General features: G+C 44.9%; 13 protein-coding genes. 8 read left to right on the forward strand and 5 right to left on the reverse strand.

The window, feature by feature from the left end; genetic code table 11:
* Positions 1-50 precede the first annotated feature (50 nt).
* On the forward strand, positions 51-1,193 hold the full coding sequence (locus LEP1GSC061_RS09705) for an LBF_2804 family protein (protein ID WP_016545371.1): 1,143 nt from the start codon (positions 51-53) through the stop codon (positions 1,191-1,193).
* Between the two features lie 64 nt (positions 1,194-1,257).
* Positions 1,258-2,289, forward strand: a complete 1,032-nt coding sequence (locus LEP1GSC061_RS09710; RefSeq protein ID WP_016545155.1) for an MBL fold metallo-hydrolase — start codon at positions 1,258-1,260, stop codon at positions 2,287-2,289.
* Here the strand turns inward: LEP1GSC061_RS09710 and LEP1GSC061_RS09715 are convergent, their stop codons facing one another.
* Genes LEP1GSC061_RS09715 through LEP1GSC061_RS09725 form a run of 3 tightly spaced genes read right to left on the reverse strand, consistent with a single transcriptional unit; the run spans position 2,290 to position 5,906 of the window.
* Positions 2,290-3,060 carry a ribonuclease H-like domain-containing protein gene (locus LEP1GSC061_RS09715; RefSeq protein WP_016545415.1) on the reverse strand — a complete coding sequence of 257 codons (771 nt, stop codon included), beginning with the start codon at positions 3,058-3,060 and terminating at the stop codon, positions 2,290-2,292.
* Positions 3,061-3,075: 15 nt separating this feature from the next.
* The gene (locus LEP1GSC061_RS09720; protein ID WP_016545345.1) at positions 3,076-4,848 is read right to left on the reverse strand and encodes an apolipoprotein N-acyltransferase; all 1,773 of its coding nucleotides are present in this window, start codon (positions 4,846-4,848) and stop codon (positions 3,076-3,078) included.
* Positions 4,845-5,906 (reverse strand): lipase secretion chaperone, encoded by a 1,062-nt coding sequence (locus LEP1GSC061_RS09725; RefSeq protein WP_016545248.1) that lies wholly within the window; start codon positions 5,904-5,906, stop codon positions 4,845-4,847. The genes LEP1GSC061_RS09720 and LEP1GSC061_RS09725 overlap by 4 nt, the downstream gene beginning before the upstream one ends.
* Before the next feature lie 57 nt (positions 5,907-5,963).
* On the opposite strand from LEP1GSC061_RS09725, the gene LEP1GSC061_RS09730 reads away from it, so the two are divergent.
* Entirely contained in the window at positions 5,964-7,049 is a 1,086-nt protein-coding gene (locus LEP1GSC061_RS09730) for an NAD(P)-dependent oxidoreductase (RefSeq protein ID WP_016545375.1), read from the forward strand.
* A gap of 5 nt (positions 7,050-7,054) precedes the next feature.
* Here the strand turns inward: LEP1GSC061_RS09730 and LEP1GSC061_RS09735 are convergent, their stop codons facing one another.
* Positions 7,055-7,669 carry a flagellar assembly protein FlaA gene (locus LEP1GSC061_RS09735; RefSeq protein ID WP_375517518.1) on the reverse strand — a complete coding sequence of 205 codons (615 nt, stop codon included), beginning with the start codon at positions 7,667-7,669 and terminating at the stop codon, positions 7,055-7,057.
* A gap of 153 nt (positions 7,670-7,822) precedes the next feature.
* On the opposite strand from LEP1GSC061_RS09735, the gene LEP1GSC061_RS09740 reads away from it, so the two are divergent.
* The 3 genes from LEP1GSC061_RS09740 (at position 7,823) to LEP1GSC061_RS22010 (ending at position 10,021) form a co-directional block, all read left to right on the forward strand.
* A complete protein-coding gene (locus LEP1GSC061_RS09740) occupies positions 7,823-8,263 on the forward strand; it encodes a hypothetical protein (protein WP_016545420.1) in 441 nt (146 codons plus the stop codon).
* A 100-nt stretch (positions 8,264-8,363) separates the two neighbouring features.
* Entirely contained in the window at positions 8,364-9,626 is a 1,263-nt protein-coding gene (locus LEP1GSC061_RS09745) for a beta propeller repeat protein (protein WP_016545351.1), read from the forward strand.
* Positions 9,627-9,895: 269 nt separating this feature from the next.
* The gene (locus tag LEP1GSC061_RS22010) at positions 9,896-10,021 is read left to right on the forward strand and encodes a hypothetical protein (RefSeq protein WP_016545162.1); all 126 of its coding nucleotides are present in this window, start codon (positions 9,896-9,898) and stop codon (positions 10,019-10,021) included.
* Between the two features lie 33 nt (positions 10,022-10,054).
* On the opposite strand, the gene LEP1GSC061_RS09750 is transcribed toward LEP1GSC061_RS22010, so the two are convergent.
* The gene (locus LEP1GSC061_RS09750; RefSeq protein WP_016545206.1) at positions 10,055-11,311 is read right to left on the reverse strand and encodes an MFS transporter; all 1,257 of its coding nucleotides are present in this window, start codon (positions 11,309-11,311) and stop codon (positions 10,055-10,057) included.
* Between the two features lie 455 nt (positions 11,312-11,766).
* On the opposite strand from LEP1GSC061_RS09750, the gene LEP1GSC061_RS09755 reads away from it, so the two are divergent.
* On the forward strand, positions 11,767-12,867 hold the full coding sequence (locus LEP1GSC061_RS09755) for an L-dopachrome tautomerase-related protein (RefSeq protein WP_016545294.1): 1,101 nt from the start codon (positions 11,767-11,769) through the stop codon (positions 12,865-12,867).
* Between the two features lie 615 nt (positions 12,868-13,482).
* Entirely contained in the window at positions 13,483-14,685 is a 1,203-nt protein-coding gene (locus tag LEP1GSC061_RS09760; protein WP_269571855.1) for a SpvB/TcaC N-terminal domain-containing protein, read from the forward strand.
* The last annotated feature ends 534 nt before the right edge of the window (positions 14,686-15,219 follow it).

Here is a 15,219-nt window from a genome sequence, read left to right on the forward strand (position 1 = left end):
TCCATTGCTCTTGACTCCCGATAAATCGGGAATTCTGATCGTTCTTCCTTATGAATCGGGACCGAAACGTGAATTTAGAGTATAAGCCCGGCTTTCTGGAAAAATGGGGGATTCGTATCCTCGAAGATTATGTCCGTAAGCAGGGGAAAGCAAAGGTGGATGAGAAGATCTCTGCCGATTTCTTTCCGCGAAGTACCTGGATCATTCGATGGGTCACTTTCTTGGGACTTCAGGTAGGTTTCTGGACCACCTATCTGATCATTCTAGTGGAGAAGCTTTTCCCGGAGTCTCCCGAATTTCTTTCTTCCGAGTTCATTGAAAAATGGAGCTACGCAGGTTCCGCTTTGGCCATAGGTACTATTCTCGAATTTTATCTATTATACAAACTAGGACTTTGGGCGGCCTTTCGATTGTTCCGGCTCTCCGGTATGGAATTGGAAAAGGATCCGGATCTCGTCACGGGGAACGCAAATCTTCTCTCTAGGATGGCCTTGGAAATTCCAGATCCCGATTTAAGACTCTTAGATATCGATCCTCTTAGACTCACGGACAAAAGAAGTCTTCTTATCCGAACCTTTTTTTATAAGGCGAAAGTATTATTATCTAATCTGATCGCTAAAATCGTATTACGAAAAATTTTAGCTAGAAATTCTCTTCGGGTCTATGCGGATTATATCGCGGCGCCCATCACCGCTATTTGGGACGGAGTAGTGCTTTATTTGATTCTTATAGAACTCAGGATACGTTTGCTCTCCAGAGTGATCGCCAAGGAAATTGCGGATCAGATTTTGGAAAGAAAGAACACCTTGAGCGAGGACGCTAAAATCGCTTTTATCGCCGCGATCGGAAACTCAGTCGTTTTTACCCAGAGATTCCATCCGAATTTGGAATACATGCTGATCAAACTGTATAAAGGATTCGGGATGGAGGCCTTGGAGCATAGCTTCGACGATCTGGAGACCTTCGGAGGTTTGGTCTCCAAATTATCCGAACCGGAAAAGGAAGCGTGCCTTAGATTACTTTCCGTCGCCTGTTCTTTCGACGGAAAATTATCCTCCTTCGAGGCTAAACATATTAAACGGGTTCTGGGAGATTCGGCTCAGGAGAGATTGGATTCCATCCGAGTACTTTCCGCGCATATCCGAAACGGAAATTTAGAAGCTTGCCGGGAAAGGTGCCGATTGTTTTCCTAGAGGCAAGATCGTTCCGGAGATTCCGAATCTTGTTCGGTAAGGAATCGGAGACGAGGGAGGATGTATGAAGGTATATCGGTATGATTCGATTCCCGACGTCGTGGAAATCGGAGACGGAATCTTTAAGACCGAAATTCCCCAACCTTTTTACGCTCCCAATAATATCTATATTCTTCCGGAAGGCGAGCCTACTTTGATCGATTCCGGATACCTTGCCAATCTGGGAATGTTACAAAAGGCCCTGAAAAAAATAGGACTCTGCCTAAGTAAGATCAAGCATATCTTTTACACCCACAATCATTTGGATCATATGAGCGCGATGCTCACGATTCGTTATTACTCTGACGCCAAATTGTACGCAATGAAAGGAATGGCGACGGAAATCGGAAACTATCTGGAATATATAGAAACCTTCAATCGAGCCACGCGACGTCTCGTATACAAAGGCCACCGTCTTTCCGAGGACAGAAAAAAGGAACTCGCAAGAATTGAAGAAGGCAATATCAACTTAAGAAATACTTTAAGTAGGGGTTCTAGAATCCAGCCTGTTCTGAAATTCGACGTGGAATTGGTGGAGGGGGACGTGATTCATGCTGGAGGTCGGGATATAGGGTTTTTACATACTCCAGGGCATAATCTTTGGCACCTGACTCCTTATATCTTGGAGGAGAACGTATTCTTCACGGGAGATTTGGTTCTGCAGAATATATCTTCGATTTACGCGGAGATAGACGGGAACTTGGAGGACTACTACAAGTCCCTGGAAAGAATTTCTAAAATGAATATACGCAGGCTTTTGCCCGCTCACGGGCCCGAACCCGAATCTCCCCAAAAGGCGATTAAGCTCCTGCACAAGACTCTCCAAATTTTGGAACGGGGTATCATACGTAGACTGAAGGAAAAGGAATACGATCTTTCCACTCTAACTTTGGAGGCGATGGGAGAAAAAGTGGCTAATTCAGGATATTATAATACTGCAATGGCTATTCTTCATTCCATGGTCCGCAAGTTCATAGACAAGGGTTGGGTGGAGATTCTGGAAACGGAACCTCCTTACGAGACTTACAGATGGATCCAGGAAAATTCCGAGAGTTGATCAATTTTCGGGTACGATTTCTCCGAAAAATCTGGTTTCCTTGATTTTCAGATTATAGGCCTTGATAAACAATAGCTCCAGATGGATCACATCCTCCCGGTTATACTTGAGAAGAATGTCCAACGCATCCTGATCGTCGTATTGCACGTACTGCCACCAGAATCGGACCGCGTCCGCACCGTTGACTTCGAAAGGTAGATCTCGCTTGATTCCCAAGGCCTTTTCGCAACCTTTCAACCCGCCCTTTAGCCCTAAGCTGCGAAGAATATACATCAGATCTATATGACGATTTTTGAATTTACGTCCGAATTCCCTTTCTAAGAACGGAACGTCGAAGGCCGCCCCGTTATAGGTCACGAATACGTGGGAAGATTGCACGCTTTCCGGAAAATCGTCCATGTCCCGACCCCTTAGAAAGTTTCGGAATTCCTTGCCGTCGTAGATCCCTACTACTGTTACGAAATCGTCGCCCCCTAATCCGGAAGTCTCGATATCCAGATAGAGAAGATTCTCCCTTATAATCGGAAATAGTCTCCATTTTTGTTGGTTCGGGAGGGCAAAGAAGAAATAATCCCAGTTCTTTCGGTCCAACTCCTTACGGGAAAAATCCAAAGAATCTAGTAAGAGTCTGGAATGCATATCTCCCGGATCCTTTACCTTCTCTTTTAGTTCCTCTCGAAAATCGTCCCATTGAAGTATACCTCTATCCCAGAGTCTGATTTCCTCTAAGACGTCGATACCGGGTAGATGACAGAAAGTATGCTCTAACAAGCCGTTCTTCCTTCCTTATTTTCGGGTTTCGCGAACGAATCGGGAAGCGAAAAATGGAAACAGCGCCGTTATAAGTGCAGAATATAAGAAAAATGGAATATTTCCCCAGCGGGAGAAAAAAGTATTTCCTTTCTTGTCCAGCCTCGTAGCAGGAAGAAGGAACGATTCGGTCGCTTTTTCCCCGTAATTGGTCGGAGTATTCAGGATACGTCCGTAGGAATCCACCGCGAATGAAATTCCGCTTACTGCGGGGCGCACGAAGGTCAGCCCGAATTCTATCGCTCTGAATCTCACCGCTCCACCATGTTGCCAAGCCTCGACTCCGGAGGCAAACCACGCGTCATTCGTAGGATTGGTCAAAAAGGTGAAGGTATCGTTAGACGCGTTTTCTATAGACTCTCTTACTAATCCCGGGAACATCGCCTCATAACAGATCAAGGGTAGGGCCTGGTAAACTACTTTGTCGTCCGATCCTCCGTCTATAAAGCTTTTACTGAAGTTTTCAGGATCCTGTATCAGGGAAATTTCCTCTTCCGTGGGCGGAGAAGGAAAACGTTTTCTTTTAAGATATCTTTCTCCCGTTAACGGTTTAGGAGTGCCCCCGGTGACGTAACGGGAGGTCTCCCTAAATAGGCTTCTTAAGGAAGGAAAGATAGACTCGAAGGGGAGATATTCTCCGAAGGCCAAAAGCCTTCTCTTCTCATAGCGAGTCGATTCTCCCGTGTTGGAGGAAATTAGAGTAACTTGATTTTTCAATCCTTCGGGGGATTGATTCAGCTCGTTGTAAAGAATATCCGCGCCGGTCTTATAAGCCAGATACAATACCGTTCCGTGGAAAGTGGGAGAATAGGAACTTCCTGAAACGGATGCGTCCGTGGGATCCGTACCGTGAAATGGAACGGCCGATTCCGGAAAGAAAAGTATATCCGGAGGAGGAGAAGTCTCCAAGGAAGATCTAAGTCCCAGTTCCAGATTGGTGCTGATCGTCTGTCCCATGAACTCAGGATTTTCGGCCAGCTCTCTTTTGCCCGGAGAGCTATTGGGTTGGATGAGAGAGGCTGAGAGTTTGAGAACGTTTTCCTCCAATTTAGGAGTTTCCGCCGGGACGGAAAAGGAAGGTGCCAAATAGAGTCTAAACCCGCCTAAGGTCCAAGCGATTCCGAAGACTAGGATTCCGATCCGACCCGTTCTGCTGATTCTTTTTTCCAGGATGAGAGCGAGAGAGGATCCTCCGACCAAAAGAAAGAATCCGGTTCCATAGATACCTACGTAGGATGAAATCTGGGAAAAGGAAAGATTGCCTTCCGCCATATTCCCCCAAAACCAAGGGAATAGTTGGGGAACGGCCAAATCTCCTAGAACGGACCAAATAGGAAAAAGAAGCCAGCCTAGGGCCGAAGTCTCCTCCTCCGACTTTCCGTATTTGGAATATACATTAAGACTAATATACCATCCGAGATAGGAAGCGTAGAGCTTCGCATGGGAGAATAGTCCGTATACCAGAAATAAAGTCCAGGAAACCGCCCAGTTGGCTCCCGATATCGCGGATATGGAGGATGGAATCCAGAAGAATACGACCAAATTTACGGTTTGGGAGAGCGCAACAAGCCAATAAAGCGCGGATCTGATATTCCATTTTCTTAATTCTCGAAATAGCAGAAATCCGCAGAAAGCGGCCAGACCTCCCGCCGGGAAAAAGGCGAAAGGCTCCATTGCGAAAAGAATCCCGAAAGCGATTCCGAGTATAAATACTATGGGTCGGATCGGGCTTCTTGAAAAACGAATCATTTTCCCTGTAGACGTTTTTGGTCTTCTTCTAAGGCTTTTCTACGGCCGTATTGTTCGCCTTCTTCCGCGCCGAGGATACGAGTGCGTATCGCAGAAAGGGCCTTTTCTTTTTCGTCGGCTTTGGCGTTGGGATTCGCTTTTAACCAGGCCTGCTCTTCTCTGTCCGTCTCCGCTTCTTTGGCCTTGGTTGCCTCGATTTCCTTATATACTTTTTCGATACGATCCGCACCGTCCTTACCGAAGTATTTCTCCCGTATGGCTCGGACCTTAGGATCCCTATCGGAAGCGGATAATTTGTTCAGATCGCTTTCCTTAAAGAACATCTCCGTTTCGTATTTGTTGAACTTGGGCTCCCTTTTGTTGATCGTATTATAATAATTTCCGTATACTCCCTTTCTGTATTCCTCGTATCTTGCCAGTTTTTGATCGCCGGAAAGATTCTTGGTTTCGCTTAAGAATTGGTTGTATCCGAATTGGTATTCTTTTTCGGCTTCTTCCAATCCGAAGATCAATTTGGCGTCCTGCTCCGAAAAGAGTTCTCTTCTCTTCTTCTTGATCATCTCGTAGATTTCTTCCGGATCTTTTCCCCTAGGTTGTTCGAATTCTCTTAATACGGTTTCATAATCCAGATAACGACGGAAAAGTCCCAGAAGCCTTTCACCGTCCGGGCCGGGGTATTGTTCGTGGAGGAAGGCCTTAACTAAATCGTTGCATTGCTCGGGACTATAATCTTTAGGACACTTGCGTCGGAGTTCCCACAAGGAGGAGACCAAATCCAATTCTCCCGAGGCGGCGTATTTTAGAATCTCTTCGTAGGTTAGCCATTCTCCGTCCTTATACAATTCTCTAGATGTGGCAATGATCTCCGGATGGATGACCCATTCTCCCACTTCGTTTTGTGTGACGGTGAAGCCTAAGGAATCGTCTCCGTCGAATCCGAAATCTTTTCCGCTCGAGCCGGGTTCCCAGAGAAGAAAGACCACGAGGGATACGAGGACAAGGAGGCCGATGGAAAAAAGCCAGACTTTGGTAGGGATTTCTTTGATACGCTCTAACATTTGTGATATTTACCGGTTGGAAGCGTTGACGCTATCTTTTCGCTCCGGGAAGGCAAGATGTTTTTAAGTCAAAAAACAATAGCCTCCCTTTCCTGTTTGTTAAGAATGATTCCAATGGCTCGCCCTCTATTATTTTATCCTCAAGGTACTACGGGGGGATCCGAGATATTCTCTCATTTTCGGAAATTGGAAACGAGAGAATATCCGGCTAAATTTCCGGAAGAAACCGTAAGTTCGAGTCCGGAAATTTTGGTAGCAAATACCAGACTGAAGATAGACCGGGATACGATCCGTAAATTTCCTAGCGTAAGAGTATTCGCTACGGTAAGCTCCGGTGTGGATCATGTGAATTTCTCGGATTTAAAGAGAGAAGGGAAAGTGTTCCTGAATTCTCCGGGCTGTAACGCAGGGTCGGTGGCGGAATATTGCTGGGCGGCTTTGTCGGAATTCTTAGATCAGGAGGAAGCTAAGAAAAAGAAAATAGGTCTTATCGGTTTCGGAAATACAGGAAAGGCTTTTGCAAGCATCTTGTCGAACCGAGGGATTCCGTTCGTATATAACGATCCCTTTATAAAGGAAAAATCCGTTCCTTTCGAGGAAGCCTTGGATTCCGAGATCGTAAGTTTTCATGTGCCGCTTACCAAGGAAGGACCTTATCCGACATACGAGATGTTGGACCTCCTACATGCGGATAGACTTCGTCCCGGAACCCTCGTTTTAAATACAAGTAGAGGAGAAATCTGGAGTAAGGAAGCCTGGCAAAGAATTCTGGAAAGAAAGGATCTATTGCGAGTGTTGGACGTATTCCGTCCGGAGCCTCCTACGGGTTCGGATGCGGAAACAATGATCGATTTAGCCGATACGATTTTCACTCCTCATATAGCCGGATATAGCCAATTGGGCCGTTTGCTGGGCACTTATCGCTTGGCCAAGAAACTCAGCATCCTTTACGAGGACGGTCCTCTACCTCCTCTCGGCGATTTTCTGAAATCGGAGGCTCCGATCCGAACTTCTACCTTCTTAAGAAAAGAGGATTCCGATTTAAGGGATGCCTGGAGAAAAGGGGATTGGGATTATTTCGAGAGGAGAAGAAATACTTATCCGGTAAGGTTGGATATGGGACTATTCGATTCGGAAGAATAAGACCTCTATTTTACCAGAGTCTTTTCTCCCGGAAAAAGCAGATATTTCGGTCTAACCTTAGCTAAGATATCGTCGATCACGAAGACTTCTCTCGCTCCTCTTTTCATCTCGAAGGGCGCCACGTATAAAAATCCCAGAAAGACCAGCTCCGAATTCTTGTGGGTGACTAGGTCATCCTGCCGAACTTTCCGCGAGATATCTAAGGAAACTTTCTTCCAGCCGGAAAAATTGAAATGAGTGAGAAGCAATTTCTTCATGTCCAAAGTCGAATCTCTGACCAAAAGAAAAAGAGAACCTCCTCCTTCGTTCGCATACATATGAAAGGAAAATTCCTTAACGAACTCCTGAGAGGTCCAGGGTTTCTTGAATAGAATTTGGAAAGACTGATTTCTCTCCGCGCTTACTTCCACATATAAGGATTTTTCGGAGTCTCTTTCGGGAGTACGAAAGACGGTGGATATTCTCACTTCGGGATTGAGTTCCGGACCTAATTTGGCCTTTATATTCTCCTCTCCGAAGGAATCGGTTTCGAAATCCTGCACTATTACTTCTTTATAAATTCCGGATAGATCCTTTGCAAAGATAGAAGGAGATAATACGAATAAGAAGAATGCGACGATCCTAATTGCGATTAGGGAAGATTTACCTGCCGTCTTCACATTAAAGATTTCGGAAGGAATCTAGTAGAGCATGATACTTTCCGTTCGATTTAGAGCTAAGGAGGCGAATTAAATTCTCTTGCTGAGAGGGACCGGGAGTTTTATCCTAAGCAAATGGATTTGTCGGACGATTCTTCTCTTCCTACAAAATTGGAATTTGCGGAGGCGTTTCGAACCGCCTTCCGGGAATTCTTCGGCGACGAAAAGGAACTGCATTACGAGCTGTACGAACTCAAATCGGAAGAATCCGGTCCTAAGGGAAATTGGGCCACATTCACGATCCGCAATCCTTTGGGCGGGCGATCCCTAGTTTTTCGATTCGATCCTTCTACGGATAGCTTTTACGCAATGTTAAAGGTCCAGGTGATTCCGGGAGAGGAGGATTGGAGCCTGGATTCTTTCTTCGAGGAAAGGGGCTTTGCGAGCGCCGATTCTTGGGATGTGAGAAGGGCAGCCGGAGAGTGGATGTTTCATTCCTTGGCAAGGCATTACCTAGGGACGATCTTCAGTCATTGCCCGAGAATCTTGGAGCCAGACTATAAATTGGAGATTTGAGGGGTCATTTTTCTTTAGATATTTCCGCTCAAAATTCTTCCCACGGCCCGATTTTACTCGAAAAAAATTTCCTGATATTTGTGGTATAGAAGGGAAGAGAATGAAAAGATATATCGTACTATCGAATCTATTGCTAACCCTCTTTTGCAACCAAGCGAAAGAGGTCTCCTTAGACGCCTCCAAATCGCTTACCGGGCTTTCCTTGGACCTGATCGGCTCCAATTATGCTTCTCAAAATGACGACACCCCCGGACCGGAATTTTTGGCAGTCGGAATGGGTTGCACCGTTTGGACTAGTAACGACGGAGAAAATTGGAGCGCTCGGGGCGGATCCGCCGTGTTTCCGGGTTGTTCGGGCGGGAGTCTTTACTCCGTAGCCTACGGGAACGGTACATGGGTTGCCGTTGGAACATTAATCTATAGTTATGTTACTCGAGCTAATAATGCTGGCATTTGGACGAGTAAAGACGGAGAAACCTGGACCCAAGTGACTGCACCGGTCGACTCGGGATATGCGACCATTTCTCCTACCTTGCCATTGCGTTCCGTAAGTTACGGAAAAGTCGGAGGAGTAAATAAGTTCATCGCTGCGGGAACCAAATTAGGACAATATTCCGGGGCCGTGGATCGTCTTTATATTATTCAAAGCACCGACGGAGTGAATTGGACTACCTTCGAAAATTTACCCACATTCGGTTACGGTTCCTTTTACGGAAGTTGTTACGTAACCTTCTATAATGATAAGTTCTATTGTCCTTCGGAATACGGAGAATACGAAATGGCTCTGGAATACGATCCTGCGAATCCTCCCGCAGCAGGAAGTCCGATGACCAGTTTTCCGAACGGTACGGGACATTCTTTGGAAAGCTTATCTTATGCTCCTCCTCCTGCAGGAGTGTACGATCTATACGGTTTTCATTTGTATCCCGCTCGTTCCGGAGCGTTTTACGTATTCGGAAATCTATTGAGCAATGGAGATGCGATCGTATCAAAATTAGGATCGAACGGAAAATGGCCCGCTTCCACAAGCATAGGATTGGGAGCGAATAATTATCCGCACGGTTTCGTGGATTTCGGCGATCATGTATACGCTTTCGGAAACAATTGCAGATGGTCCTATTCCAATGACCAAGGCGCCAGTTGGTCTATGGTGAGTACTTTGGATCTATGCGGAGGCTCCGCGGGTTATAATGATTGGATAGACGCGACCTACAGTTCCAAGCTGAATCGGATGGTAGTCGTAGGAGACGGAGGGTCCATAGGAACTACGAATATAGCGCCTAGTTCTTCCTCCGATTGGAAATATGTGAAGGCCGCAGGAGTGAGCCTGGAAATCACTTCCGTAGTCAGTAAGCATAAATAATCGATTCGTTTAGAGGGGCACTCTAAACCTCATTTTTATTTAGGACCGGATCGTAGAGGATACTTGCCTCTTAAAAGCGACCGGAGATTCTAGCCTTATGGATCCGATCTTAATTACGGTCATCGTTTCCGGATTTTTCGTAGGAATTTTATACGGACTCTGGATCAAGAAGCGCTCCCTAAGGGGATAAACCGGACATAGCTGAGATAAAAAAAACGGAGTCCCATGTCCCTCTTCGTCTTTCTAACTGTTATCTATTAAGAGCAGTTATGAAGATCAGAAAAGGCAACAGACTGAAGCTTTGGAAAGTCTATCGAATCATAAGACCGGCATTGGCGATTTTGATCTGCCTGGCCTTCTTTTTAATGATCGCGTATTTCCCGATCCAGAGATAAAACTCCGGACCGGAAGATCGAAAGGAAGGGGTATTATTTTCTAGTCAGGGAATTTTCCTGAACCTTTTCCGCTCCATAATCCATCATCGGAGATTCCTTTAATAGGAAGGAGATTAGAAGATTCACTACTCCTAATCCGATGAAGATCTTGAGAAAAAGTCCCATACCAAGAGTGTCCATTCCTACGATGAAAGCGATTCCGGAGACCTGACCGATCAGTAGCAATAAGCCTTGGGATGAGGATTCCGGAGCGGGAGATGTGATTTCGGCGCAGTATTGGAATCCGATCGGAGCTCCGATTCCGAGTAGGAAGAATCCGATCAGAAACGCGCCCGTTAATACAAGAGCGTAATCCTGGGCGAACGCAAGCAATAGGATTCCCGGTAAAAAACCCGCCATGGCGGCCAATAGGAAAGGTTGTCTTTTACCGACTTTGTCGGAAATCAGAGGTACGAAGATCCCTCCGATAATACCGGACATAAGCATCATTCCCGCTATATCTCCGGATTGGGTCATATTCAATCCCTTTTGCTCGCAGATTTGATCGATGCAGGTGCTGATTGCATTAAAGATTCCTAATCCGATTAGAAATAGAAGCAATGCCTTTTGCATATCCTTTTGGTTGAGAATATGCTTTAAGCCTTCGAAAACCTTGATTTTGGAATCCTCTCCGTGAGTACTCGGAGAAGTGGGAGGTTTTTCGCGAAAGAACGCTAAAAATATCACGGCACCAGCCAAAGATACGATACCGTACTGTAGTAAAATACCGGGAATTTTGCTCGGATCCGGATTGGTATCTCCGATCAATCTAGGAGTGAGGATCATAACGATGATGATCCCTACGAATTGAGCTAAGGTACCCAATGCGACTGCCGTAGCCCTTTCCATAATAGGAAACCATTGCACGCTCACCTTGGTGACCGCGTTCAGAATGAACGGTTGCGCTATCGCTAAACCGATCTGGGATAATAATACGATATTGAAATCGGAAGCGTATAGTCCTTTTAGAAAACCGAAACCGCCAGTTAAGACGGCTCCGATACCTACGCCGATCCGGATGCCGTAGGTATCGATTACGTAGGATGCAGGAATCGCGATGAGAACGAAAACCGCTAAAAAGATCATGGAAAGAAGATCGATTTGGAAGCCGCTCACTCCGTAGAATAACTTCGCGTCTCTGGCGACAGAGGCTAAGGTTAGCCATTGTATTTGGATAATCGCCGTTATCAATGCGTATAGACCAAGGATCACCCATCTATAGCCGTATACTTTTACCTGGTTTTCGCGCATAAATGCCCCGTTTTCTATTTAAATGAAAAGAATTGGATTTCGCATAACCGAATTTCCGATCCGACACAGTTCCTGAAAGATACGGAAGTGACTTTGACAGTATAGGCCGCTGTGTGTTTGCTTCCAAGCAAATTATATTTTTCGAATAGGAACTCTTATCTTTCGCGGGAGTTAATTATAACAAACCTTATATTATATTCATAAATTCTTCTCCGAAATGTAAGGCTCATATAAGTGGAGGATAATTTCACGTTTTTAAGCATAGGGAAAGCTTACTTATACGAGAGTTCATTCTTCTCCAAGGAGGCGATTTTGAAATTTCATCTTCACGATAAAGGTTCCCCGGAAAAAACATCGTTAGACCGTTTTGTCAAATCCGGACGTAGGATTTAAGGAAGCCGGACGAAAAAATCCTACGTTTGCAATACCATTGGGTAAACAGCGGAGAGAAGAGTATGTTAGAAAAATGGATCGTACCCTTAGCGTTCATCTTGTTGATCCAAAATTGCGAAACGACCAATTTGGAAGATAGAACCACTTTGCCCAAGTATCCCGGTTCAGCCTTAGAAAAGGTGATACAGTTGGATAGGCCTCCCGGAAATATCAGCGCGTCCTCGGATGGAAGGATTTTCTTTTCGTTCTTTCCTCAGGGTTCGCCTCCTATAAAGGTTGCCGAGCTCAAGAACGGACATGCGATAGCTTTTCCGAACCAAGCCTTTCAGAAGAATTTTAATACAGTCCTCTCAGTCCGTGCGGATGATAAATCCAGACTTTGGACTCTGGATTACGGAAATTTAGGAATCGGTTCCGGGCCTAAGATCTATGCCTTCGATATAGCCACAGGGGCGGTGATTCACGAGTATAGCTTCCCGAGCGATATCGCTCCCAAGGATTCTTTATTTAACGATATGCAAGTGGATACCGTGACGGAGACGATTTATATTACGGATACTAGTCCTATTATTCCGGATCCAGGCTTGGTCGTATACGATATAGCCACGAAGAAAGCGAGAAGACTCTTGAAAGGACATGTTTCCGTTACGGGAGAAAGGAACGAAATCGTGGTGAACGGATCTTCTTTCGAGGTGGCCGGAGTTCCTATCATCTTTAATGCGGATTCCATCGCCTTGGATCAGAATTTGGAATGGCTATATTTCGCTCCTTTTACTTCGGGAGAATTGTACAGGGCCAAGACGGCCGATCTTAGAAACAAATCTCTGACCGCGGCTCAACTCGCGGAGAAGGTGGAACAATACTCCTTAAAGACGATGAGCGACGGGATCAGTTTGGATTTGAGTGGAAATATCTATGTGACCGATGCGGAGCATTCTGCCGTGAATCTTATAGATCCGAATACGAAGGCTCTTACGACTCTGTTCAAGGATCCTTCGTTCCGCTGGCCGGACGGATTTTCGTATGCTCCCGACGGGTACATGTACCTGACTTGCAGTGCCTTGAACGAGGTCTTCCTACAGACGGATGCCACGATCTTAAGTCGCGGGCCGTATTATATTTATAGATTCCATCCCGAGGCTTCGGGGATCGTAGGAAGATAATAGGATTTTTAAGATCTAAGCTTTCCTAAATCAGGAAAAACTAAGAATGCAAAAAGGATACGAAGTCGTGCTTTGCTTCGTATCCTTTTTTTTCGTCTCAGGCTAAAAAGACATAAAAAGATAGTATTCACTGGGCTACCTCTTTGGGAGTGAAAATGGATACGATTCTTTCCGGCCACAGAGCTGCTGGCAATGCAAAAGGCGGCCTTTCTTTTTTGAATTGAGATTCGGTTTCATATAACGCAGATGGACCATTATCAAGATTAGAAGGTTCTTATGCGGAATGGGAATTCATTTTCCGAATTTATATGAATTATGTATATTTAATCCTATTTTTTATAATATATTGATAAACGTCATTCGAATTTAATGAGTTATTTGAATATTTTAAATTTAAATTAAATTGACGTTACATGTTTTTTGCCGCAAATTTGGAGCCTAACCGTGGAATGAAATTTCTAAGGAGTTTTGTAGGCTCTGAGGCGGGGGTTGGAAATGAAAAAAGTGCGATGCGTAAATGGTTCGTTAAAGCGTAAATTTTGGAAAAGGTTAGGGGTATTTTTGCTTTTCTCCGTTTCTTTTCCCCTTATTTCAGGTTTTTCATTTCGTACTTTGATGTTAAGGCTTTCGGGGGAGGTTGTTCCTCAAAAACTGCCGAAGCTTGCTGCTGCGCCAAACGGTTCCTTATCGACTAACTTGGAATTCATTTTGCCCCCAGGCACGAAAGGTATCGTTCCAAATTTATCGTTTTCTTATACTTCCGGTGGGAGCAATGGAATCCTGGGAGTCGGCTGGGAGCTTTCCGGATTATACTCGATTCATAGAGATCCGAGTTTCGGCGTAAATTACGACGGTACGGATGATTTTGTATCTTCCTTGTCGGGGCAGCTTGTAGACGTATCGGGAAATCGAAGAGAGTATCATGCAAGAAAGGAATCCTGGGTGCGATATATTCCAAATGGGATATGTGGAGACGGACCTTGCTCTTGGACTGCGATAGATAAAGATGGAATTCAATATACGTTCGGGTCTACCGACGATTCTCGGATCGAATCTATAGGTCGGAACGGTTCCATAAGAACCTGGGCAGTCAGTCGGGTGCGAGATCCGTTTGGAAACGGATACGACGTAAATTATAGGAAAGATTCTTCGAACGGTGATTATTATCCCGATCGGATCAGTTACCAGAATCGAGTGATCGAATTCGTTTATGAGAATCGCGACGATACGGTTCCGGAATATTGGAGCGGAGGTTTAGTAAAAGTCGTAAGTCGTCTGTCTAAAATTCGGGTTTATACGGATAATTCTTTAACAAGGGAGTATAGGCTCAATTATTCAAACGGAAATGTTTCCGGGAGATCCACTCTAACCTCCGTCAGTCGTTCGGAAGATAACGCATTTGATTCCGTAGAATATGATGATTTAACATTCCAATATGGTAGCGATTCGTTCGGATTGGATTCGCTTGAGGACTCGAATCTCAATACCACTCTTTCTTCTTTAAATCTATTTGTTCCAAGCGGATTATTGCTGTATGCGAATTTACTTTTTATGAATCCGTTTCCTACGCAAGCTTCTGCGACTGAGGCGCGTTTGGCCGACTATTTGCAATATGCGATGCATATGCCGATTCCGGAAAGAGATAGCTGTAATACGGGCCCGGCCGCTTGCCTTTGTGCCGCATATGCACCTTGCTGGGGAGGCAACCCGCACTTTTTTGAAAATCTAGTTTCCGTCTGCTTAGATTATAATAACTGGGGTGGTCCTATGTACTGTGCGTCCGGGATCGACGCGAGTGATAGACATTATGCAAAGTGAGTATAGGCAGGGGAGTTGTAGAATTGCTTTGATTTTTATGATTTTTATTTTTTTGCTAAGTTGCTTTATCGCTCCTACAAACGAACGAACGGCCTGTGTCTATAATTTGAAAGAACAGGTTGGGCCATTTGGTGCATCTGACGATAGTTGTAATTTAATAGCTTTGGATTTACAGGCAACGCATTCCCCTGATTTTGAGGTTCAAGAAAGGGGATTTTTACTCTTGAACTTTCATTTGGCTAAATGTCTGGAGTATCATCAGAAGCTAAAGGAATGTAAGAGAGAGATTAACTATTATATTCCAACTCTCCATCCGGAATGATAGGCTTCTCGGTCAATGCGAGTGATAGACATTATGCAAAGTGAGTATAGGCAGGGGAGTTGTAGAATTGCTTTGATTTTTATTTTTTTGCCAAGTTGCTTTATCGCTCCTACAAATGAGAGAACTGCCTGTATCTATGATTTGAAAGAGAAAAGGGACGTTTTTGAGGCGAGCGATGATAGCTGCCAATCGATTGCTCTTGATTTGTATCA

Source organism: Leptospira wolffii serovar Khorat str. Khorat-H2 (assembly GCF_000306115.2).
Lineage (GTDB): Bacteria > Spirochaetota > Leptospiria > Leptospirales > Leptospiraceae > Leptospira_B > Leptospira_B wolffii.

Coding starts and splice junctions, on each gene's coding strand:
- LEP1GSC061_RS09705 (WP_016545371.1), top strand. CDS start 51: ATGAATCGGGACCGAAACGTGAATTTAGAGTATAAGCCCGGCTTTCTG.
- LEP1GSC061_RS09710 (WP_016545155.1), top strand. CDS start 1,258: ATGAAGGTATATCGGTATGATTCGATTCCCGACGTCGTGGAAATCGGA.
- LEP1GSC061_RS09720 (WP_016545345.1), bottom strand. CDS start 4,848: ATGATTCGTTTTTCAAGAAGCCCGATCCGACCCATAGTATTTATACTC.
- LEP1GSC061_RS09725 (WP_016545248.1), bottom strand. CDS start 5,906: ATGTTAGAGCGTATCAAAGAAATCCCTACCAAAGTCTGGCTTTTTTCC.
- LEP1GSC061_RS09730 (WP_016545375.1), top strand. CDS start 5,964: ATGTTTTTAAGTCAAAAAACAATAGCCTCCCTTTCCTGTTTGTTAAGA.
- LEP1GSC061_RS09740 (WP_016545420.1), top strand. CDS start 7,823: ATGGATTTGTCGGACGATTCTTCTCTTCCTACAAAATTGGAATTTGCG.
- LEP1GSC061_RS09745 (WP_016545351.1), top strand. CDS start 8,364: ATGAAAAGATATATCGTACTATCGAATCTATTGCTAACCCTCTTTTGC.
- LEP1GSC061_RS22010 (WP_016545162.1), top strand. CDS start 9,896: ATGAAGATCAGAAAAGGCAACAGACTGAAGCTTTGGAAAGTCTATCGA.
- LEP1GSC061_RS09750 (WP_016545206.1), bottom strand. CDS start 11,311: ATGCGCGAAAACCAGGTAAAAGTATACGGCTATAGATGGGTGATCCTT.
- LEP1GSC061_RS09755 (WP_016545294.1), top strand. CDS start 11,767: ATGTTAGAAAAATGGATCGTACCCTTAGCGTTCATCTTGTTGATCCAA.
- LEP1GSC061_RS09760 (WP_269571855.1), top strand. CDS start 13,483: ATGTTAAGGCTTTCGGGGGAGGTTGTTCCTCAAAAACTGCCGAAGCTT.